The 21,127-nt window shown below is 72.1% G+C and carries 19 protein-coding genes and 1 riboswitch; of the genes, 5 read left to right on the forward strand and 14 right to left on the reverse strand.

Translation table 11 applies throughout. From position 1 onward, the window contains the following. Positions 1-220 precede the first annotated feature (220 nt). Both AB0N63_RS10510 and AB0N63_RS10515 read right to left on the reverse strand, forming a co-directional pair. Positions 221-664, reverse strand: coding sequence for an SRPBCC family protein (locus AB0N63_RS10510; protein ID WP_365526883.1), 444 nt, complete (start codon positions 662-664; stop codon positions 221-223). 209 nt (positions 665-873) lie between these two features. Next, complete coding sequence (locus AB0N63_RS10515) at positions 874-1,671, reverse strand: metallophosphoesterase (RefSeq protein ID WP_365526885.1); 798 nt, start codon at positions 1,669-1,671, stop codon at positions 874-876. A 314-nt stretch (positions 1,672-1,985) separates the two neighbouring features. Here AB0N63_RS10515 and AB0N63_RS10520 point away from each other — a divergent pair, with 314 nt between their 5' ends. Then, complete coding sequence (locus tag AB0N63_RS10520; protein ID WP_365526888.1) at positions 1,986-3,782, forward strand: AMP-binding protein; 1,797 nt, start codon at positions 1,986-1,988, stop codon at positions 3,780-3,782. 131 nt (positions 3,783-3,913) lie between these two features. Here the strand turns inward: AB0N63_RS10520 and AB0N63_RS10525 are convergent, their stop codons facing one another. Beyond that, positions 3,914-5,059, reverse strand: a complete 1,146-nt coding sequence (locus tag AB0N63_RS10525; RefSeq protein ID WP_365526890.1) for a glycosyltransferase family 4 protein — start codon at positions 5,057-5,059, stop codon at positions 3,914-3,916. A 192-nt stretch (positions 5,060-5,251) separates the two neighbouring features. Between AB0N63_RS10525 and AB0N63_RS10530 the strand changes: the two genes are divergently transcribed. Next, entirely contained in the window at positions 5,252-6,502 is a 1,251-nt protein-coding gene (locus AB0N63_RS10530) for a glycosyltransferase 87 family protein (protein ID WP_365526892.1), read from the forward strand. 9 nt (positions 6,503-6,511) lie between these two features. Here the strand turns inward: AB0N63_RS10530 and AB0N63_RS10535 are convergent, their stop codons facing one another. The 5 genes from AB0N63_RS10535 to AB0N63_RS10555 all read right to left on the reverse strand — a co-directional run bounded on the left by AB0N63_RS10535 (position 6,512) and on the right by AB0N63_RS10555 (position 12,020). Then, entirely contained in the window at positions 6,512-7,699 is a 1,188-nt protein-coding gene (locus AB0N63_RS10535) for a hypothetical protein (RefSeq protein WP_365526895.1), read from the reverse strand. Between the two features lie 32 nt (positions 7,700-7,731). Further along, positions 7,732-8,766 (reverse strand): NlpC/P60 family protein, encoded by a 1,035-nt coding sequence (locus tag AB0N63_RS10540; RefSeq protein ID WP_365526898.1) that lies wholly within the window; start codon positions 8,764-8,766, stop codon positions 7,732-7,734. A 260-nt stretch (positions 8,767-9,026) separates the two neighbouring features. Continuing rightward, positions 9,027-10,079, reverse strand: coding sequence for a C40 family peptidase (locus tag AB0N63_RS10545; RefSeq protein WP_009188161.1), 1,053 nt, complete (start codon positions 10,077-10,079; stop codon positions 9,027-9,029). Between the two features lie 290 nt (positions 10,080-10,369). Next, positions 10,370-11,719, reverse strand: coding sequence for an NYN domain-containing protein (locus AB0N63_RS10550; RefSeq protein WP_365526901.1), 1,350 nt, complete (start codon positions 11,717-11,719; stop codon positions 10,370-10,372). 61 nt (positions 11,720-11,780) lie between these two features. Further along, on the reverse strand, positions 11,781-12,020 hold the full coding sequence (locus AB0N63_RS10555; RefSeq protein WP_365526903.1) for a hypothetical protein: 240 nt from the start codon (positions 12,018-12,020) through the stop codon (positions 11,781-11,783). 154 nt (positions 12,021-12,174) lie between these two features. On the opposite strand from AB0N63_RS10555, the gene AB0N63_RS10560 reads away from it, so the two are divergent. Together AB0N63_RS10560 and AB0N63_RS10565 are read left to right on the forward strand one after the other, a co-directional pair. After that, on the forward strand, positions 12,175-12,978 hold the full coding sequence (locus AB0N63_RS10560) for a rhomboid family intramembrane serine protease (RefSeq protein WP_365526905.1): 804 nt from the start codon (positions 12,175-12,177) through the stop codon (positions 12,976-12,978). Then, complete coding sequence (locus AB0N63_RS10565; RefSeq protein ID WP_009188173.1) at positions 12,975-13,256, forward strand: Lrp/AsnC ligand binding domain-containing protein; 282 nt, start codon at positions 12,975-12,977, stop codon at positions 13,254-13,256. The genes AB0N63_RS10560 and AB0N63_RS10565 overlap by 4 nt, the downstream gene beginning before the upstream one ends. A 36-nt stretch (positions 13,257-13,292) precedes the next feature. Here the strand turns inward: AB0N63_RS10565 and AB0N63_RS10570 are convergent, their stop codons facing one another. The 6 genes from AB0N63_RS10570 to AB0N63_RS10595 all read right to left on the reverse strand — a co-directional run bounded on the left by AB0N63_RS10570 (position 13,293) and on the right by AB0N63_RS10595 (position 20,480). Further along, the gene (locus AB0N63_RS10570) at positions 13,293-14,669 is read right to left on the reverse strand and encodes an aminotransferase class V-fold PLP-dependent enzyme (RefSeq protein ID WP_365526907.1); all 1,377 of its coding nucleotides are present in this window, start codon (positions 14,667-14,669) and stop codon (positions 13,293-13,295) included. A 197-nt stretch (positions 14,670-14,866) separates the two neighbouring features. Then, a riboswitch (SAM riboswitch) is annotated at positions 14,867-14,983 on the reverse strand. 101 nt (positions 14,984-15,084) lie between these two features. Continuing rightward, positions 15,085-16,149: an anthranilate phosphoribosyltransferase gene (trpD, locus tag AB0N63_RS10575; protein ID WP_365526909.1), complete on the reverse strand. Its 1,065-nt coding sequence runs from the start codon at positions 16,147-16,149 to the stop codon at positions 15,085-15,087. A gap of 149 nt (positions 16,150-16,298) precedes the next feature. Next, positions 16,299-17,936, reverse strand: coding sequence for a cytochrome bc complex cytochrome b subunit (locus tag AB0N63_RS10580; RefSeq protein WP_365526912.1), 1,638 nt, complete (start codon positions 17,934-17,936; stop codon positions 16,299-16,301). Then, positions 17,933-18,991: a Rieske 2Fe-2S domain-containing protein gene (locus tag AB0N63_RS10585; RefSeq protein ID WP_365526914.1), complete on the reverse strand. Its 1,059-nt coding sequence runs from the start codon at positions 18,989-18,991 to the stop codon at positions 17,933-17,935. The genes AB0N63_RS10580 and AB0N63_RS10585 overlap by 4 nt, the downstream gene beginning before the upstream one ends. Then, positions 18,988-19,797 carry a c-type cytochrome gene (locus AB0N63_RS10590; protein ID WP_365526917.1) on the reverse strand — a complete coding sequence of 270 codons (810 nt, stop codon included), beginning with the start codon at positions 19,795-19,797 and terminating at the stop codon, positions 18,988-18,990. Before AB0N63_RS10590 ends, AB0N63_RS10585 begins: the two co-directional genes overlap by 4 nt. A 62-nt stretch (positions 19,798-19,859) precedes the next feature. After that, complete coding sequence (locus AB0N63_RS10595; RefSeq protein ID WP_009188180.1) at positions 19,860-20,480, reverse strand: heme-copper oxidase subunit III; 621 nt, start codon at positions 20,478-20,480, stop codon at positions 19,860-19,862. A 203-nt stretch (positions 20,481-20,683) separates the two neighbouring features. Here AB0N63_RS10595 and AB0N63_RS10600 point away from each other — a divergent pair, with 203 nt between their 5' ends. After that, complete coding sequence (locus tag AB0N63_RS10600; protein ID WP_365526920.1) at positions 20,684-21,085, forward strand: hypothetical protein; 402 nt, start codon at positions 20,684-20,686, stop codon at positions 21,083-21,085. Positions 21,086-21,127 lie beyond the last annotated feature (42 nt).

Here is a 21,127-nt window from a genome sequence, read left to right on the forward strand (position 1 = left end):
CGAACGCTACATCCGCCCACCGCGCGCGAACGCCGGGCCGGCGGCCCCCGACGGCCCGGGAGGGCGATCGGATCCGACCGGACCTCGGACGGCTGGAAACCGGCTTCGGGCGCATCCGACAGCTCCCGTGCCGAACCGACCGCGGCTCCCGTGCCGGCCCGGCCGCCGACGGGCCACCCCGGCGGGACCAGGATCGGAAGGCCGCCCCCGGCCGGAGGGCCTACCGCTCCTGCGACTCCACCCGCTTCTTCAGTCCCGCGAGCGCCCGGTCGATGATGACCTTCTCCGCCTTGCGCTTGATCATGCCAAGCATGGGGATCTTGACGTCCACCGTGAGGCGGTAGGTGACCTCGGTGGTGGCCGGGCCTGACCGGCGCAGGAGGTAGGAGCCGTCCAGGGAGCGCAGCATCTGGGACTTGACCAGGGTCCAGGAGACCTCGTTGTCGCCGGTCCAGGTGTAGGCGAGGGTCTGGTCGTCCTTGATGGCGCCCGCGTCCATGACCAGGCGCACCTGCTCGGCGCGGCCCCGCTCGTCCGCCTTGAGGACCTCGGCCTCCTTCACCTCGCCGGTCCAGTCGGGGTAGCGGGCGAAGTCGGCGATCACCCCCATGACGTCGGCGGGGGCCGCCTCGATCGTGATGCTCGAGCTGGTGTGTTCCGCCATCGCCGTGGCTCCTCCAGGTGCGGACCGGAAGTCGGGTCGTCGTGCGCACGTGTGTGCAGCGGAAGGCTACCGCGCAGGCGCACGGCGGACTGAACCCCCACCGACGGCCACGGCGGACGCGCGCGCCCGCCACTCCTCACGCCACCCCCGCCGACTCCTCACGGCACGCCGCTCCTCACGCCCCCGCCGCCCACCGCACCCGCCCCGCCTCACCACTCCAGCACCCACGGCCGTCCCGTCCGCGCGAAGTGACCGACGTTCACGCACTCGGTCGCGCCGATCCGCATCCGCCGGACCAGCGGCTGGTGGACGTGGCCGAACAGCGCGTACCGGGGGCGGGTGCGGCGGATGGCGTCCAGCAGCGCGCGGCTGCCGCGCTCGAAGCGGCGGGCGACGGTGTCGTAGACGAGTTCGGGCACGTCCGGCGGGATGTGGGTGCACAGCACGTCGACCTCGCCGACCGCCTCGATCTTCGCCGCGTACTCCTCGTCGCCGATCTCGTACGGGGTGCGCATGGGGGTGCGCAGGCCGCCGCCGACGAAGCCGAAGACGCGGCCGCCGATCTCCACCCGCTGCCCGTCGAGCACGGTGGTGCCCTCACGGGCGAACTCGGGCCACAGCGGCGGCATGTCGACATTGCCGTAGGTGGCGTACGTCGGCGTGGGGAAGGCGGCGAAGAGTTCGGCGTACTGCGCGCGCACCGCGCCTTCGATGACGGCGGCCCGGTCGCCCTCGACGCCGGCCCACAGCCGGGCGCCGAGTTCGCGCGCCTCCGCGAATCTGCGGGCGGTGCGCAGCTCGACGAGGCGGTGGGCGTTCTCGACGCCGAACAGGTCGGGGAGGATGCCGCGCGAGTGGTCGGCGTAGTCGAGGAAGAGGATGAGGTCGCCGAGGCAGACCAGGGCGTCGGCGCCGTCGCCCGCCCTGGCCAGATCGCGTGCGTTGCCGTGCACGTCGCTGACGACGTGGATGCGCGTCCTGCCGTCCCGGCCGGGTGGGGGTGCCATGGCGATCAAGCGTAGGCGGAGCGCCGCAATCGTGAACAGGCCTCGCCGGAGGCCGGTTACTGGCCAGTTGTTCAGCGGGTCGACTACTGTGCGCGAGGAAACACCCCACGTGTGACGCAGCGAACATCTCGCCGGGCCCCCTGTCGAAGAAGCCATACCGGCGGGTAACCTCCGGGCAGTCCAGTCGTGCTCTGGATTTCAACCATCGGGGCCGAAAAGGCTCCTGGTGAAGCCCTGGGCACCGACCGAGCCTTGGACCGCACCGTCGCATCACACAACGTCGTGGCGCCGGCGCCCTATGAGGAGCAGCAGTCTTGCGCGAGTTCAGCCTTCCGGCTTTGTACGAGGTCCCCGCGGACGGAAATCTGACCGACATCGTCCGCAGAAACGCCGCGCAGCATCCGGACGTCGCCGTCATCGCCCGCAAGGTCGGCGGCCGCTGGCAGGACGTCACCGCCCGCGACTTCCTCGCCGAGGTGCACACCGCCGCCAAGGGCCTGATCGCCTCCGGCATCCAGCCCGGCGACCGGGTCGGCCTGATGTCCCGCACCCGCTACGAGTGGACACTGCTCGACTTCGCCATCTGGAGCGCGGGCGCGATCACCGTGCCGGTGTACGAGACCAGTTCGCCCGAGCAGGTGCGCTGGATCCTCAGCGACTCGGGCGCCACCGCCTGCGTCGTGGAGCAGGACGCCCACGCCGCCGCCGTGGAGTCGGTGCGCGAGAGCCTGCCCGCCCTCAAGAGCGTCTGGCAGATCGAGGCCGGCGGCGTGGAGGAGCTGGCCCGCGTCGGCCGGGACGTCTCCGACGCCACCGTCGAGGAGCGCGGCTCGCTGGCCAAGGCCGACGACCCGGCGACCATCGTGTACACGAGCGGCACCACCGGCCGCCCCAAGGGCTGTGTGCTCACCCACCGCAGCTTCTTCGCCGAGTGCGGCAACGTCGTGGAGCGGCTGCGGCCCCTGTTCCGCACCGGCGAGTGCTCCGTGCTGCTCTTCCTGCCGCTGGCGCACGTCTTCGGCCGGCTGGTCCAGGTCGCCCCGATGATGGCCCCGATCAAGCTCGGCTGCGTCCCCGACATCAAGAACCTCACCGACGAACTGGCCGCGTTCCGCCCGACGCTGATACTGGGTGTGCCGCGGGTGTTCGAGAAGGTCTACAACTCGGCGCGCGCCAAGGCGCAGGCCGACGGCAAGGGAAGGATCTTCGACAAGGCCGCGGACACCGCGATCGCCTACAGCAAGGCCCTGGACGCCCCCTCCGGCCCGTCGCTCGGCCTGAGGATCAGGCACAGGGTCTTCGACCGGCTGGTCTACAGCAAGCTGCGCGCGGTGCTCGGCGGGCGCGGCGAGTACGCCATCTCCGGCGGCGCCCCGCTCGGCGAGCGCCTCGGCCACTTCTTCCGCGGCATCGGCTTCACGGTGCTGGAGGGCTACGGCCTGACCGAGTCGTGCGCGGCGACCGCGTTCAACCCCTGGGACCGGCAGAAGATCGGCACCGTCGGACAGCCGCTGCCCGGCTCGGTGGTCCGCATCGCCGACGACGGCGAGGTGCTGCTGCACGGCGAGCACCTGTTCAAGGAGTACTGGAACAACCCGGACGCCACCCGGGAGGCGCTGGCCGACGGCTGGTTCCACACCGGCGACATCGGCACCCTGGACGAGGACGGGTATCTGCGGATCACCGGCCGCAAGAAGGAGATCATCGTCACCGCGGGCGGCAAGAACGTCGCCCCGGCCGTGATCGAGGACCGCATCCGGGCGCACGCGCTGGTCGCCGAGTGCATGGTGGTCGGCGACGGGCGGCCGTTCGTGGGCGCGCTCGTCACCATCGACGAGGAGTTCCTGGGCCGCTGGTGCGCCGAGCACGGCAAGCCGGCCGGCTGCACGGTCGCCTCGCTGCGCGACGACCCGGACCTGAACGCCGCGATCCAGTCGGCCGTGGACGACGGCAACGCCGCGGTGTCGAAGGCGGAGTCGGTCCGCAAGTTCCGCATCCTGTCGACGCAGTTCACCGAAGAGTCCGGCCATCTGACGCCGTCGCTGAAGCTGAAGCGGAACGTGGTCGCGAAGGACTACGCCGACGAGATCGAGGCGCTCTACGCCAAGTAGCCCGCCCGCACCTCACGCCTGCGGCGCGGCGCCTCCCTCGGGGGCGCCGCGCCGTCGTGTGCGGCGCGGGTCGTGCGGGTCGGACGTGCGTCCCGGCGTCGCCGTCTCACCGGACGGCGCCCCCGACTCCCTCACGCCAGAAGCTCCTTGAGGCGTTCCGCGAGCAGGTCCCAGCGCCACTTCTCCAGGACCCACTCCCGGCCCCGCTCCCCCATGCGCCGGCGCAGTTCCGCGTCGCCGAGGAGGGTGGCGACGCGGTCGGCGGCCTCCTCGGGACTGGTGCCACGCACCACCCAGCCGGTCTCGCCGTCGAGCACCGCGTCAGGCGCGCCGCCGGAGTCCCCGGCGACGACCGGCAGTCCGGTCGCCGACGCCTCGAGGTAGACGATGCCGAGCCCCTCCACGTCCAGGCCGCCGCGCCGGGTGCGGCAGGGCATGGCGAAGACGTCGCCGGCGCCGTAGTGCGCGGGCAGTTCGGCCCAGGGCACCGCCCCGGTGAAGCGCACGGACGCGGCCACCCCGGTCTCGGCGGCCAGCCGGCGCAGGTCCTTCTCGTACGGCCCGCCGCCGACGATCAGCAGCACCGTGTCCGGCTCGGCGGCCAGGATGCGCGGCAGGGCCCGGATCAGGGTGTCCTGCCCCTTGCGCCGCACCAGCCGGGACACGCACACGACCACCGGCCGGTCGCTGAGCCCGAGCCGGGCCCGCACCTCGGCACCGCCCGAACCCGGGTGGAAGGTCTTCTCGTCCACGCCGGGCGGCAGTTGGGCCATCCGCGCGGCGGCAGCGGGCGCCAGCGCGCGGGCGATCCGGGACCGGGTGTACTCGCCGAGGTAGGTGAGGGTGTCCGTGGTCTCCCCGATGCGGTGCAGCAGTCGCCGCGCGCCGGGCAGCTGCGCCCAGCCGGCCTCGTGGCCGTGGGTGGTGGCCACCAGCCGCTCGGCGCCCGCGCGTCTGAGGGCGGGGGCCATCAGTCCGAGCGGGGCGGCCGCGCCGAACCAGACGGCCGTGCAGCCGTGCTCGCGCAGCAGTCCGGTGGCGCGCCGGGTGGCGTCCGGGGTGGGCAGCAGCATCGTCGTACGGTCGCGTACGACGGTGAAGGGCTGCTCGGCGTCGAAGGCGGCCGTGGCCCGGCGGCCCTCCGCGCTGCGGTTCCAGGTGGAGGCGTAGACGACGAGCCGGTCCGGGTCCAGGCGCAGCGCCATGTTGTGCAGAAATGCCTGGATGCCGCCCGGGCGGGGTGGGAAGTCGTTGGTCACGACGAGGGTCTTGCGCATCGCCGCAGACCCTAGCCGATCCGGCCGCGTCCGCATCGGGCGGTCAAGTCTCCCCGGGCGGGCGTACTCCCGTGGCCCGCGCACGGGGAGCCGGGGGACCATGGGCCGGGAGACCATGGGAGCGCTCGGGACGCAGCAGGCGCCGGGCGGGTAGGGAACGAGGCCGCGCGGACGGCGGGATCGGGGTGGCGGGTGGACGAGGCGGGCACGGGGCGGCGCCTGGCCGCGCTGCTGGCGGTCTGGGGCGCGAGCCGCGCACTGCTGCTGCTGTGCGTCCTGCGGGTGCTCGCCTTCCCGGGCCCGGACGTCACCAGTGATGTGTCGGTGATCTACCGGGGCTGGTACGAGGTGCTGCGCCAGGGCTCGTTCCCGGTGGCGGACGTGGCCTGGCAGTATCCGCCGGGCGCGGCGCTGGCGGTCGTCTCCCCCGCCGCGCTGCCCTTCCTCGGCTACGCGACCGCGTTCTACGTCCTGGCCGTGGTGGCCGATCTGACCGTGCTGGCCCTGCTGCTGTACGGCGGGCGGGCTCCGGGCCGGCCGCTGCGCGGGGCGTGGGCGTGGACGGCGGGCGCGGCCGTGCTCGGTCCGACGCTGTACGCCCGCTACGACGTGATGGTGACCGCGGTGGCGGTGGCCGCGCTGCTCGCCGGGGCCCGGCGGCCACGGGTGCTGGGGGCACTGGCGGGCGCGGGGGCGCTGCTGAAGGTGTGGCCGGCGCTGCTGCTGGTGGGGGTGCGGGGCGCGGCCGGGCGCCGGGCGTGGACCTCGGCGGCGGTGGCGTCGGTGGGGCCGGCGGCGCTGCTCGCGCTCGCCCTGCCCGGTGCGCTGTCCTTCCTGACCGCCCAGCGCGACCGGGGCACGGAGGTGGAGTCGCTCGGCGCGCTCGTCTTCCATGTGGCCCGGCACTTCGGCTGGTCGGGCCAGGTGCTGCTGAACTACGGCTCGATGGAGTTCCTCGGCCCGTACGTCGGCGCGGTGAGCACCGCCGCGCTGGTCCTGACCGCGGCGGCCTTCGGCTGGCTGCTGCTGTGGTGGCTGCGGGCGCGCAGGGCAGCGCCGCACACTCCGGCGGACGCCGCGTTCACGGCGGTGCTGCTGTTCACGGCCACCAGCCGGGTGATCAGCCCGCAGTACCTGGTGTGGCTGGTGGGTCTCGCGGCGGTCTGCCTGTGCTTCCGGGACAGCCCGATGCGGTGGCCGGCCGCGCTGGTGCTGGCCGCGTCGGCGGTGACGGTGCTGGAGTTCCCGGTGTACTTCGCGGACGTGGTGGCGAGCGACCGGCTCGGCGTCGCCCTGCTGTTCCTGCGCAACGGCCTGCTGGTGGCGGCGTGCGTGTCCGCGGGCCGGGCGCTGTGGCGCTCCACCGTGCCAGGACCGGTGCGCGTGTCGCTGCCGGGCCAGGCCGGGGTGCTCGGCCGGCCGGCGACGGCGCCCCGGGAATGACAGCCGCCGTCAGCCGAGTTGGGCCCGCAGGTACGCGCGCCAGCGGGCGGTGAACTCCCCCGGGGTGGTGTCCAGCACGGTCCGCAGCGCGTCCTCGACCGCGCCGGTGCGGTGCTGGTGGCTGCCGACGGCCCGGTAGAAGGCGTCGAGCCGGTCCTCGCCCCAGTGGGCGGCGATCATCCGGCAGGCCAGCCAGCCGCCCTCGTAGGCCTGGGCGAGGCGGGTCGCGTCCCCGGCGAAGCCGAAGTCCGCGTCGGCGGGCAGGGCGGCGGGCTCCTCGCCGTCGGCGACGGCGCGCTGGAGTTCGGGGGCGACCTCGTCGGGGGTGCGTCCGGCGCCGCGGTAGCCGACCCAGTCGGCGTAGCCCTCGGACAGCCACAGCGGGGTGGCGGCGCCGGTGTGGGCGCGGGTGGCGACGTGGGTGGTCTCGTGGGTGAGCACCACCTGCTTGCCGACGGGGCCGAGGACGCCGTACGCGTCCGGGTTGACGATGACGCGGTCGGCGGGCGTCCGGCCGCCGCCCGTCTCGCCGGTGGTGACGGCGGCGATCCCTCGGTACCCGGCGGCGGTCGAGCCGAGCAGCGCGGCCATCCGGTCCAGCGAGCCGGGCACCAGCACCACGACCCGGCGGCTCCAGTCGTCGCCCCACGCCCGCGACACGGCGGGCACCGCGCGGTCGGCGAGACCCGCGTAGGCGCGGAGCGTGCCGTCGCTCTGCCCGACGCCGAGGACGATGCTGCGCGCGCCCCGGACCACCGTCACGCGGCCCTGGTCCCACAGCTGCTGGGCACTCCTCGGCGCGGGCCGCTCGGAGTCGACGTACCAGGTGCCGTCGGCGGCGGTGGACAGGGTCAGGGTGCGGGCGACGGTGACGGGCGCGGTGTCGTAACCGGTGAGCCGGTAGCTCAGTTCGGCGTCCGCGGTGGCCGTGCCGCCGCCGCGGCGCAGCGCGGTGACCCGGTAGGACCAGGCGGACAGCGGCACGGCGCTCAGGTCGGTGTACGGGGCGCGGGCTCCGGTGCCGGCGAAGGCGGCCGGGTCGTGGTGCAGGACGGCGGCGGCCCGCCGGTCCAGCAGGAGCTGCACCTGGTGGCGGGCGGTGTCCGCCGGGGAAGGCCCGCCGCACGCCGTCAGCGAGGCGAGCAGCAGGCACACCGCCGTCATCGAGGAACCCGACATCCGCCTTCGGCCAGCCATTTCCCGATCGTACGGCGGCCCGGGGGCGGCCGTCAGACCCTGGTGACGGAGGCCACCGGCATCATGTTCACCGGGTCGTAGCGCACGGGCGCGCCCGGGTAGGGGGCGTGGATCACCTTGCCGTGCCCCACGTACATCCCCACGTGCCCGGCGTCGGAGCGGTAGACGACGAGGTCGCCGGGGCGGGCCTGGGAGAGCGGGACGCGCCGGCCGGCGAAGCGCTGCTCCTGCGAGGTGCGCGGCAGATGCACCCCGGCCTGGGCGTACGACCACTGCATCAGGCCAGAGCAGTCGAAGCCGGAGGGGCCGTTGGCGCCCCAGACGTAGGGGCGGCCGAGTGCGGAGCGGGCGGCGGCCACGGCGGCTGCGGCGCGGGCCGAGGCGGCCGGGCCGTCGTCGAGGCCGGCCGGGAGGTCGGCGCGGCCGAAGCGGGAGGCCCGGTCGTAGGCGGCCCGCTCGGCCGGCGAGAGGGAGTCCAGCAGCCGCCGGGCGCGGGCGAGTTTCTGCTCCACGGTCCGCTTGTGGGAGGCGACCGCCGTGCGGCTGCGGGCCAGTTCGGCCAGGGCTCGGGTGGCCTCGGTGCGTTCCTGGTCGAGTTCGCGCAGGGCCTGGCGCAGGTCCCGCAGCTGTTCCGCCTGGTGGGCGCCGATCCGGTCGAGGACGGCCGCCCTGTCGAGGTAGTCGGCCGGGTCGTCGGTCAGCAGCAGGGCGACGGCCGGGTCGAGGCCGCCGGAGCGGTACTGGGCGCCGGCCACAGCGCCGAGCGCGTCCCGCAGGTCGTTGACGCGCAGCTGCCGGCGGGCGATGCGGTCCTGCCGGTCGTGCACCTCACGGCGCAGGGCGTCGGCGCGTTCGTCGGCCCGGTCGTAGGACTCGGTCGCCTTCTCGGCCTCCTGGTAGAGGCGGTCGACCTCGGTCCGGGCGTCGCCGTGCGGTGTGGCGGGCGCGGCGGGTGCGGCGCCGGCCGGCAGGGCGCCGAGGGCGGCGGCCGTGACGGACAGGACACTGGCGGCGGTGCCGGCGCCGCGGACCGACCCGGACGGCGCACGGCGGCGATGAGACCCCACGGGAAGCCGAACTCCCTCCACTGGCTGACGGTTGGCGTTCCCGGCCGCAGCGGGGCGGTGCGCTCCGGCGGCGGGGAAACGCGGCAGACAGTAGCCGCGCGGTGACGCACCGGCCAAAACGCCTCGGTGCGCGCACAGCACGGCGCCCCGCCTCCGACACAGGTCAGAGGCGGGGCGCGGGGTCGGTGCGGGCCGCTGTGATTCGCCCGTTCGGGCGGTACGGCGGCGTGATCCGGACGGCGGTCCGGGCCGGTGTGGCGTCAGACGCGGACGCCGAACTGGAAGGGCATGTTGCCCATGGCCTCGTAGCGCACGACGGCTCCGGTGTGCGGGGCGTGCAGCACCTGGCCGTTGCCCGCGTACAGGCCGACGTGGTGCAGGTCGCCGTAGAAGAAGACGAGGTCGCCGACCTGGAGCTGGCTCTGCGAGTAGATCCGCTGGCCGATGTTGGCCTGCGACTCGGAGGTGCGCGGGATGGAGACGCCGGCCTGCGCGTAGGCCCACGAGGTGAGGCCCGAGCAGTCGAAGGAGGACGGCCCGGTGGCGCCGTAGACGTAGGCGGAGCCTATCTTGCTCTGCGCCGCGGAGAAGGCGGCGCCGGCGCGGCCGGAACCGGCGGAGATCTTGCCGGGGTTGCCGGTGTCGCTGTTGAGGGCGGCCCGCTCGCTGGCCCGGCTGGCGCGGTTCTGCTCGGCGGCCAGGGCCGCCTTCTCCTGCGCGGTGAGGGAGTTGAGCAGCTTCTGCGCCTCGGCGAGCTTGCTCTGGACTTCCTTCTTCTTGTTGCCGAGCTCGGTCCGGGTGGCGGAGAGGTCCTTGAGCTTGGCGGTGGCCTCGGCGCGCTCCTGGGCGAGTTCGCGCTGCTTGTCCTGGATCTTCTTCAGACCGTCGGCCTGCTGGCCGCTGACCTGGTCCAGCGTGGAGGCCTTGTCCAGGTAGTCGTCCGGGTCGGCGGACAGGAACAGCTGGAGCGAGGGGTCGATGCCGCCGGTGCGGTACTGGCCGGCCGCCATCGAACCGATGCCGTCGCGCAGCTTGTTGAGGTCCTGCTGGCCTCGGGCGACGTTGTCCTGGATGGTGGAGATCTCCTTCTGGAGCTTCTCCTGCTTCTCCTTGGCCCCGTTGTACTTCTCGGTGGCCTGCTCGGCCTCCTCGTAGAGCTTGTCGACCTTGGACTTGACCTCGTCCTTGCTCGGCTTCGCGCTGGGCGCCGCGTTGGCCGCCTGTGCGCTGATCGCGACGGCGGCCGCTGCGGTGGCGGTGAGCACGGTCACACGTGCGCGGCTGGGCTGTTTGGGTCGACGGTGGGACGCCACGGAAGCGATCTCCTTCTTTTGGGTGATCACCCGCTTGGAGGTTCGAAGGCAGACCCTAGTGACCTCATCGTGATGAATTCAAATCCCACAGCAGAAAATACCGCCCCCCGAGAGGTTTCTTTGCACTCAACTCACGAGAAGTGAACCCAGGTTGACGCAGGGTCGCGCGGCACGCCCGCCAATTCGGGCGTTAAACCCCTACGCTGGGATTGCGGAGTGAAACGCCTTATGTCCGTTTCCGGTTGCCCGCCGCGGCCCCGCGCCCCGGGGCGCCGCGCCCCGCACCCGCCTCAGCCGCCGGAGAAGCGCTTCAGGAGCATCGCCGAGGCCACCGGGCGGGCGCCCGCCTTCGCCACGCCGTCGGCGACCTCGCGGTCGGTGGAGGCGACGATGACCGGGCGGCCGGGGGGCTCGGCCCGGACCAGCTGGCGGATCAGCTCGTCGGCGGTCACCCCGGGCTTGGAGAACAGCACCCGCACCCCGCGTGGCGGCGCGAGCAGCACCGGCGCGACCAGTTCCGCCCCGTCGAAGACGCAGGTGACCTCCGCACCGGTCTGTGCGGCGAGCTGCGAGAGCTGCCCGAGCAGCCTGAGCCGCTGCTTCTCCAGCGGCATCTGCGGATAGCCGGTCTTGGTGACGTTGTAGCCGTCCACGACCAGATGCGCCTGCGGCAGAGCCAGCAGCTGGTCCAGTACCGCCGGGTCGTGCTCGGACAGCGCGCGGGCCGCGATGTCCTTCGGGGTCATCCGCCCCGGCTCCACCGCGTCCACGGTCTCGGCCGGCCGCACCGACACCGGCGGCAGTGCCAGCTCCCGGCGCAGCCCCTGGGCCGCGTCGAGGACGGTGTCCAGCAGCAGCCGTACCCGCATGTCCTCCACGCTGCGCCCCTCGCGGGCCGCCCTGCGGGTGGCCTCCAGGGCGGACTCCGCCTCGGCGAGGCGCGCCTTGAGCCGCCGGGTCTCGCTCTCGGCGGCCGACACCTGCGTCTGCCCCTCGGCGCGCGCCGCCTCGATCCCGGCCAGCGCCTTGCGCAGCGCCGCCTCGCCGCGCTTGACGTCGCTGTGCGCGGCGCGCAGCTTGCGGTGCAGGGCCTCGGTCTCCTTGCGGGCCGAGTCCAGCTCGGCGCGCAGCCGCTCGGTCTCCGCACGGGTCTGCTCGCGGGCCGCCGCCAGTTCGGCGCGCAGCCGCTCCAGCTCGGCCCGGCTCTCCTCCTCGACGCGTTCGGCGTGGGCCCGCTGGACCTCCTCGCCGGCGGCGGTCACCAGCTTCACCCAGCCCGGCGGGCGCAGCACATAGGCCGCGGCCGCCACGTCGAGCGGGTCCGCGGCCGGGGGCGGGGAGCCGGATTCCAGGGCGCCGGACAGCTCCGGCTCGGCCTCTCTGAACTTCTCCCCCACGCGCTGGCGGAACAGCGTGTCGCCCTCCAGGGCCGCCGCCATCGCGTTGCCGGCGAACTTGGCCCGGCGGTTGGGCGCGAACCGGGCGTACTGGCGCAGCTGGGCCGGCAGCTCGGCGACGGTCAGCCGGCCGAAGGCGTCGGCCACGATCTGCACGACCCGGCGCCGCACGCCGTCGGGCAGGGAACGGTCGAGCACCTCAGCGGCGCCGTCGTCCGGCTCCCCGCCTCGTGTCTCCACCATCCTCACCCCAATGCCTTGCCGGACCCCCGTCCGGGGATCGCCTGTGCGGGGCCCGCTCCGCTCAGGAGCCGGCGCCCGGCCTGTCCACGAGTTCCACCTTGTCCACCGCGTTGCACCAGCGGCAGCGCACCGACTCGATGGTCTCACTGACCACTTCGCGCTCCTCGACGCTCGGCTCGCCGGCCAGATCCAGATGGACGTACTCGACGACCTTCGACGAGCGCGTCACGTCGAAGCGGGTGAGGTTGCCGCAGAGGGTGCAGCGCCACCGCGTCGTGGCGGTCGGCAGGGGAACCGTCATCGTGGCTTCACTTTCCTTCTGGTCTCCGTGACGCGCCAGCTTCCCTGGAGCGCTGGCTCGTAACCCTACGGCCTGGCGGCCCCTCGCCGCCCGGGTGTCCACGGCGGCGAGGCGGTCTGTGCGGATGCGTCCCGTTACGCCATGCTCTGTGCACATGATCGGGTACAGGAACACGGTGGCCGTCCGGGCGGTCGGAACCCTGCGGGCGGTACGGAGCACGCGGGCACCGGTGACGAGGACGCTGATCGTCCTGTGCTGCCTGGTCTTCGCGATCGGCCCGGCCGGGGGCCTGAATCCCGCCCACGGCTCCGGGGACGCGCTGCTCGCCGCGCAGCAGGCCTACTTCCGGCGCTGGGGCGTGATCCCCGCCGAGCTGTTCACCGGCTCCGCCCGCGCCGCCCTCACCCCGGCGACGGCCCTGTTCGTGCACGGCAGCTGGGTGCACCTGCTCGGCAACATGCTCTTCCTGCACGTCTTCGGGGCGATGACCGAGGAGCGCATGGGCCGGGTCCGGTTCACGCTCTTCTACACCGGCTGCGGCTATCTCGCGCTGGTCGGCTACGCGCTCGCCCACTCCGCCTCGGACCAGACCCTGGTGGGCGCCTCGGGGGCGATCTCGGCGGTCCTCGGCGCCTTCCTCTACCTGTTCCCCAGGGCCAGGGTGACGAGCGTGCTGCCGTTCCTGTTCTTCCTGCCGCTCAGGCTGCCCGCTTGGGTGGTGCTGCCGTTCTGGGCGGCCCTCCAGTGGCTGGCGGCGGGCCGGGCGGGCCAGGGCCCGGGGGTGGCGTACCTGGCGCACGTGGTGGGCTTCGGGCTCGGGTTCCTGTTCGCGTGGGTCCGTCACGGCGGGCGGGGGCGCCGCGGGCGGCGGCCCGGCGGGGCGCTGGTGGGCGCCGGGCGGACGACTAGAGTGAAGGGCAGCCCCGCTCCGGCCCCCGAGGGAGAGAACCAGCCGTGATCACCGCGATCGTCCTCATCAAGACCAGTGTGGACCGGATTCCCGAGATCGCCGAGCGGATCGCCTCGCTGGAGAGCGTGAGCGAGGTCTTCTCCGTCACCGGCACCTACGACCTGATCGCCATGGTGCGGGTGCGGCAGCACGAGGACCTGGCGGAGATCATCCCGGGCCGGATCAGCAAGATCCCCGGCGTGGAGGCGACGGACACGCACGTGGCGTTCCGGACGTACTCGCAGCACGACCTGGAGGCGGCGTTCGCCATCGGCCTGGACTCCTGACCGGGCGTACCGCCGCCTCCTGAGGCCCGTGCGGGATCACACCGCCGGGACGCAGCGGCCGTCCTCCGTGCGGTAGCGCCACTTCGCGCCGTCGCGGACCAGTTCCCGCACCGCCGTCACGAACCGCTCGACGTGCTCGTCGGGGGTGCCGGCGCCGAAGCTGACGCGGACGGCGTTGAGGGACTTCTCGCCGGGCGCGGCCTCGGGCGCGCCGCACTCGCCCTGGCTCTGCGGGTCGCTGCCGAGCAGCGTGCGCACCAGCGGGTGGGCGCAGAACAGTCCGTCGCGCACCCCGATGCCGTACTCCGCGGAGAGCGCGGCGGCGAAGTGGGAGCTGTTCCAGCCCTCGACGACGAACGAGATCACGCCGACCCGCGGGGCGTCGTCGCCGAACAGCGACAGCACCCTGACCTCGGGGACCTCGGCCAGTCCCGCCCGCACCTTGCCGATCAGGTACCGCTCGCGGGCCACCAGGGAGTCGAAGCCGGCCTCGGTGAGCGCCTTGCAGGCGGAGGCGATGGAGTAGGCGCCGATGACGTTCGGGGAGCCGGCCTCGTGGCGGGCGGCGCTGTCGTGCCACTCCACGTCCACGCCCCCGTCGGTGCGCCGGGAGACCCGGCGGCTCGCGCCGCCGCCCGCGAGGTACGGCTCGGCCTCGCGCAGCCAGTCCGCGCGGCCCGCCAGCACTCCGGCGCCGAACGGGGCGTACAGCTTGTGGCCGGAGAAGGCGACCCAGTCGACGTCCAGGTCCGTCACGGAGACCGGGTGGTGCGGGGCGAGCTGGGCGGCGTCCAGGACGATCCGGGCGCCGTGCGCGTGGGCGGCGGCGGCCAGCTCGCGCACCGGCCACAGCTCGCCGGTGACGTTGGAGGCGCCGGTCACGCAGACCAGGGCGGGACCGTGGCCCCCTTCGATCGGTACGGTGCGGTCGGCCAGCGCCCGCTCCAGGGTCGCCACCGCCTGCTCGGGGGTGCGCGGGGCGTTCAGGTACGTCACCTGCGCCTCGCGCCAGGGCAGCAGCGAGGCGTGGTGCTCGGTCTCGAAGACGAAGACGCGGCAGTCGGCGGGCAGGGCGCGGGCCAGGAGGTTGAGCGAGTCGGTGGTGGAGCGGGTGAAGACCACCTGGTCGTCCGCGCGGCAGCCGAGGAACTCCGCGACCGTCCGGCGGGCGTTCTCGAACAGGTCGGTGGACAGCTGCGAGAGGTAGCCGGCGCCGCGGTGGACGCTGCCGTAGTAGGGCGCGTAGGCGACCACGTCGTCCCAGACGCGCTGGAGGGCGGGGGCGCTGGCCGCGTAGTCGAGCGCGGCGTAGCCGACCTCGCCGCCGGTCACCAGCGGCACGGTGACATCCCGTCCCAGAACGGGCAGCGGGGCACAAACGGACCGGTCGGCGGCAACAGTGGAGACAGACATGGCGAACTCCCGTGAAAGCAGGCTGAATTCACCGAGCGAGCGGCCATGACGCGGCACACGGCATGACGCGCCTCGAGCGCGGTGGAAAAAGAGGTGTACGCGGAGGCGGGGCGCAGGCCCTAGCGCATTCGCTTGCTCACGGAAGGCTCCCTCGTACGACCAGGACCCCTGGCCCCACACTCGACAAGTGTGCGAGGGGTCCGCGCTTGCCGTAGACCTCGCTGCCTACGGCCTGGTCTTCACCCGGGGCACCCCGCCACGGACGGAGGGTTGCCGGACAGCCGGCCGGGGCCACATGGCTGTCACTCATGACCTGGACAGGAACGTACGCGAACTGATCGCGGTCCCGCAACCCCTGTCCGGATCGCGGGACCGCGAAGGGTCCTGAGGAACCGCCGGTCGCCCCTACGGGCCGTCAGGCGTTGCTCGCGGCCACCCAGCGCTCCAGCGTGCGCCGGGCCGCCCCCGAGTCGATGGACTCCGCCGCCCGCTCCATGCCGGCCCGGATCTGCTCCGCCAGCGTCCCGGAGCCGGGACTGAGGGCCACCAGGGCCGCCGCCGAGTTCAGCAGCACGGCGTCCCGTACGGGCCCCCGCTCGCCGTCCAGCAGCCGGCGGGCCACCTCCGCGTTGTACGACGCGTCGGCGCCGCGCAGCGCCTCCACGGGCACCAGGTCCAGGCCCACGTCCCGCGGGTCGAAGGCCTCCTCGGCGACCTGCCCGTCGCGGACCACCCACACCCGGGAGGTGGCCGTCGTGGTCAGCTCGTCCAGGCCGTCGTCGCCCCGGAAGACCAGCGAGGAGTTGCCGCGTTCGGCGAAGACGCCCGCGACGATCGGTGCCTCGTGGGCCACGGCGACGCCCACCGCCTGGGAGCGCACCTTGGCCGGGTTGGTCAGCGGACCGAGCAGGTTGAACACCGTCCGGATGCCCAACTGGCCGCGCGCGGCGCCCACATGACGCAGGGCCGGGTGGAACTTCACCGCGAAGCAGAAGGTGATCCCGGCCTCCTCGGCGACCTCGACCACCCGACGCGGGGTGAGGTCGAGGTTGACGCCGAGCTTCTCCAGCACGTCGGAGGCGCCGGAGGCGGAGGACGCGGCCCGGTTGCCGTGCTTGACGACCTTCGCGCCGGTGCCGGCGACGACGATCGAGGACATGGTGGAGATGTTCACCGTCTTGGCGCCGTCGCCGCCGGTGCCGACGATGTCGACGGTGTCGCCCGGCACCTTGATCACGTTCGCGTGCTCGTACATCGTGCGCACCAGACCGGTGATCTCCTCGACCGTGGCGCCCTTGGCGCGCAGCGCCACCGCGAAGCCGGCGATCTGTGCGTCCGTCGCCTCCCCGCCCATGATCCGGTCCATGGCCCAGGCCGTGTCGTCGGCCCTGAGGTCACGGCCCTCCAGCAGACCGTTCAGTACGGCGGGCCAGGAACGGGCCGCCGCGGTGTCGCCTCCGGCGGGGGTCACAGCGCTCATAAGCCGCTCCTGGGTAGGCGCCCCGGCTCCGGGACGCTCGGTCGCAAGTCAGCTTTCACCCTATCCGCCCCGGCACACGGCGAAGGGCCCCGTCCGGGGTTCGGACGGGGCCCTTCGACCGTGGCGTGGCGACGCTCAGGGGTCAGTGATCAGTGGTGGCCGTGGCCACTCGTGATCTCCTTGTACTCCTCGACAGTCGGCTTCGGGATCTGGTTGTCCTCGCCGTAGTAGGCCTTGCTGAGCTTGGCGCGCAGCTTGGCCGTACCCGACACCTTGCGCTCGACGCCGTTCTCGTCGACCGTCGGGCCGATCTCGGCCGGCTCGTACTGGTGGTGGGCCGTGAGGGTGTACAGCTGCTCCTGGCTGAGCGGCTCGTGCACCTCGATGAACTCACCGTGCGGCAGGCGCTTGATGATGCCGGACTCGCGGCCGTGCAGCACCTTGTCCTTGTCCCGGCGCTGGAGGCCGAGGCAGATCCGCTTGGTGACGACGAAGGTGATGACCGGCACCACGAAGAACGCGATGCGGACGAACCAGGTGATCGCGTTGATCGACAGGTGGAAGTGGGTGGCCCACAGGTCGTTGCCACCGCCGACCAGCAGCACGAAGTACCAGGCGATCCACGCGGCGCCGAAGGCCGTGCGGGTCGGGACGTTGCGCGGGCGGTCCAGGATGTGGTGCTCGCGCTTGTCGCCGGTGACCCAGGACTCGATGAACGGGTACAGGGCGATCGCCGCGAGGACCACGCCGAACAGCACCAGCGGGATGAACACGCCCAGGACCAGGGTGTGACCCCAGAAGTTGATCTCCCAGCCCGGCATCGCGCGGATCAGACCCTCGGCCATGCCCATGTACCAGTCGGGCTGGGCGCCGGTGGACACCTGGTCCGGCCGGTAGGGGCCGATGGCCCAGATCGGGTTGATCTGGGCGATCGCGGCGATCACCGCGATGACGCCGAAGACCAGGAAGAAGAAGCCTCCGGCCTTGGCCATGTAGACCGGCAGCAGCGGCATGCCGACGACGTTGTTGTTCGTCTTGCCGGGACCCGCGAACTGCGTGTGCTTGTGGTAGAAGACCAGGATCAGGTGGCCGACCACCAGACCGAGCATGATGCCCGGCAGCAGCAGGATGTGGATCGAGTAGAACCGGGCCACGAAGTCGTGACCGGGGAACTCGCCGCCGAACAGGAAGTACGAGATGTACGTGCCGATGATCGGCACGGACAGGATCGCGCCCTCCATGAAGCGGACACCGGTGCCGGAGAGCAGGTCGTCCGGGAGCGAGTAACCGGTGAAGCCGGTGAACATGCCGAGGACGAACAGCAGGAAGCCGAACAGCCAGTTGACCTCACGCGGCTTGCGGAACGCGCCGGTGAAGAACACGCGCATCATGTGCACGAACATGCCGGCCAGGAAGACCAGCGCGGCCCAGTGGTGGATCTGCCGGATGAGCAGACCACCGCGCACCTCGAAGGAGATGTGCAGGGTCGAGTTGAACGCCTCGCTCATCAGCTGTCCCTGGAGCGGGACGTAGCTGCCGTGGTACACCACCTCGTTCATCGAGGGGTGGAAGAACAGCGTCAGATACACACCCGTGAGGATGATGATCAGGAAGCTGTAGAGGCAGACCTCACCCAGCATGAACGACCAGTGGTCGGGGAAGATCTTGCGCATGTTGGCCTTGGCCAGGCTGTAGATGCCCAGCCGGCCGTCGGCCCAGTCGGCGAGCTTCTCGCCGGCCGGCGCCTTCCCGCGCGAGCGGGTCTCGTTGCTCGCTGTAGTACTCATCCGCGCTCCCAGAATGCAGGACCGACGGGCTCCTCGAAGTCGCCGAGCGCCTGGAGGTAACCCTCGCTGTCCACGCCGATGCGCAGCTGCGGAAGGGCGTGACCGGCCGGGCCGAAGATCACTCGGGCACCGTCGGAGAGGTCGAAGGTGGACTGGTGGCACGGGCACAGCACGTGATGCGTCTGCTGCTCGTACAGGGAGATCGGGCAGCCCACGTGGGTGCAGATCTTCGAGTAGGCCACGACGCCCTCGTGCGACCACTCCAGCTCGCGCTTGTCCTTGATGTTGTCCGGCTGGAGCCGGACGATCATCAGCGCCGCCTTGGCGATCTCGGTCTGGAACTCCTCGTCCGTCTCCTTCAGCCCGTCGGGCATGGCGAAGGTGAGCGAACCCACGGCGACGTCCTCGGGACGCAGCGGCTGGTTGGTGTTCATGTTGACCAGGCGCTTGCCCTTGGCCCACAGGGTGTGCCGCAGCGTCTCCTTGGGCAGCGGGCCCAGGTCGCGCAGCAGGAACAGACCGGACAGCGGCACCAGGGTGAGCGCGCCCAGCATGGTGTTGCGGATCAGCGGCCGGCGGCCGATCGCCGATTCCTTGGCGCCCTGCTTGAAGTCCGCGTGGACCTTCGCACGGACCTCCGGCGACGCCTCGATCGGGTGACGCTCGTCGGCGACCTCGGCGTCCGACATCAGGGTGCGGGCCCAGTGGACGGCGCCCGCGCCGATGCAGAACAGCGCCACACCCAGCGTCAGACCGAGCGCGAAGTTCATCGCGCTCATGTGGCCGATCGGGAAGACGTAGACCGACTTGTCGTTCGGGATCGTCACGTACGAGACGATGAAGCCGATGGTGGCCAGCATGGACACCGTGAACAGCAGGGCGACGACGCGCTCGGACCGCCTGGCGGCCCGCTCGTCGATGTCCTGGATCCGGTGCTCGTGCGGCGGCAGGCCCGGGTCGGCGAACGGGTTCTTCTCGTCCGCGACGCCTACGGCGCCGTGCGCCGTGCCCTGCTCGGCGGGCAGGTTCTCTTCTGGAATGTCTTGGCTACTCATGACTTCTTGGCCTTTGCGGTCCGAGCGGCGACCCACACGGCTACGGCGATCAGTGCGCCGAGGCCGAAGATCCACGCGAACAGACCCTCACTGACCGGCCCGAGGCCGCCCAGTTCGAGACCGCCCGGGTTGTCGGTCTGGTCGCTGTTGACCGCGTTCAGGTACGCGATGATGTCCTTCTTGTTCTTCGCCGACAGCGTGGTGTCGGGGAAGGAGGGCATGTTCTGCGGGCCGGTCTGCATGGCCTCGTAGATGTGCTTCGGCTGGACGCCTTCGAGGTCCGGGGCGAACTTGCCGTGCGTGAGCGCACCGCCCTTGCCGGTGAAGTTGTGGCACTGGGCGCAGTTGGTGCGGAACAGCTCGCCACCCTTGGCGATGTCCGCGCCCTCCGGGCTGTACTGGTTCTTCGTCGGCACGGCGGGGCCGGCGCCCAGGGAGGCGATGTACGCCGCCAGCTGGTCGATCTCGGGCTGCGTGTAGATGACCTTCTTGCGCGGGATCTGCGCGCCGGGCTGCTGCGCCGGCATACGGCCGGTGCCGACCTGGAAGTCGACCGCGGCGGCGCCCACGCCCACGAGGCTCGGGCCGTCAGTGGTGCCCTGACCGCCCGTGCCGTGGCAGCTTGCGCAGCCGACCGCGTAGAGCTTCTTGCCCTCCTCGATCGTGAGGGACTGGGCTGAGTCGTCGGCCTTGGCCTTGCTCGCGGGCGCGAACGCGGTGTACAGCCCCCCCGTGGCCGCCAGCGCGAGAAGTAGGACGACGACCGCCGCCAGCGGATGGCGTCGTCGTGCGGAGAGCTTTTTCACGGATTACCCCGGTGTCAGGATCTTCTGCGTCGATGCTTTGCGGACTGAGATCGGTTCGTCGGCTACTTGATCAGGTAGATCGTGGCGAAGAGGCCGATCCAGACGACATCGACGAAGTGCCAGTAGTAGGACACGACGATGGCCGCGGTCGCCTGCTCGTGGGTGAACCTCCGCGCCGCGTAGGTGCGGCCGAGGACCAGCAGGAAGGCGATGAGACCGCCCGTCACGTGCAGGCCGTGGAAGCCGGTGGTCAGGTAGAACACCGAGCCGTACGGGTCGGAGGACAGGGAGAGCCCGTCTTCCTTCACCAGGCTGGTGTACTCGTAGATCTGACCGCCGATGAAGATCGCACCCATGATGAAGGTGACGATGAACCAGCCCCGGAGCTTCTTCACGTCACCGCGCTCGGCGGCGAAGACGCCGAGCTGGCAGGTGAGCGAGGAGAGCACCAGGATCGTGGTGTTCGCCGACGAGAAGGGGACGTTGAGGTGGTCCGCCATCTCCTTCCAGTGCGCCGGACCCGTCACCGATCGCAGGGTGAAGTACATCGCGAAGAGGGCCGCGAAGAACATCAGCTCGGAACTCAGCCAGATGATGGTTCCGACGCTGGTGAGGTTCGGCCGGTTGACCGACGGGTGCGCGTGCCCGGTTTCTACTGTCGTTGCTGTCGCCACGACCGACATTATGTCGGTCGCTTATCCCGCCCTCACTCCGGGGGGTGCCGTTCGGAGTGTCTGGGGGGTGTGTCCAGCCCGTATGGCCCATCGAAGGCGTGTTCCAAGCGGTGTTGACCAGGGATGGGGAGGAGTAGCATCCGCCGCATCGGTACCCGGAAGTTCCCGATGAGTTCTCCGACCAAGGCTGTTCTGAGATGCGTGGAGGAACAATGCAGGCGACCGCCACGGTGCTGGTCTACAGCGACGACGCAGGCACCCGGGAGCAGGTGCGGCTTGCCACCGGCCGCAGGCCGGCCCAGGACGCGCCCTTGGTGGAGTTCCTGGAGTGCGCCACGCCCGCCGCGGTGCTCAAGGAGCTGGACAGGGGCGGGGTCGACGTCTGCGTCCTGGACGGCGAGGCCGTGCCGATGGGCGGCATGGGGCTGTGCCGGCAGATCAAGGACGAGGTCTTCCGGTGCCCGCCGGTGCTGCTGCTGATCGGGCGGCCGCAGGACGCGTGGCTGGCCACGTGGAGCCGGGCGGACGCGGCGGTGACGCTGCCGGTGGAGCCGGTGGAGTTCGCGTCCACGCTGACGGCGCTGCTGCGGAAAAGCATGCCGGTGACCGCGTGAGGGCGCGCCGCGGCGCGTGAAGGGGTTGCACCGCGCCCGGCA

This window comes from Streptomyces sp. NPDC093260, from assembly GCF_040683715.1.
GTDB lineage: Bacteria > Actinomycetota > Actinomycetes > Streptomycetales > Streptomycetaceae > Streptomyces > Streptomyces sennicomposti.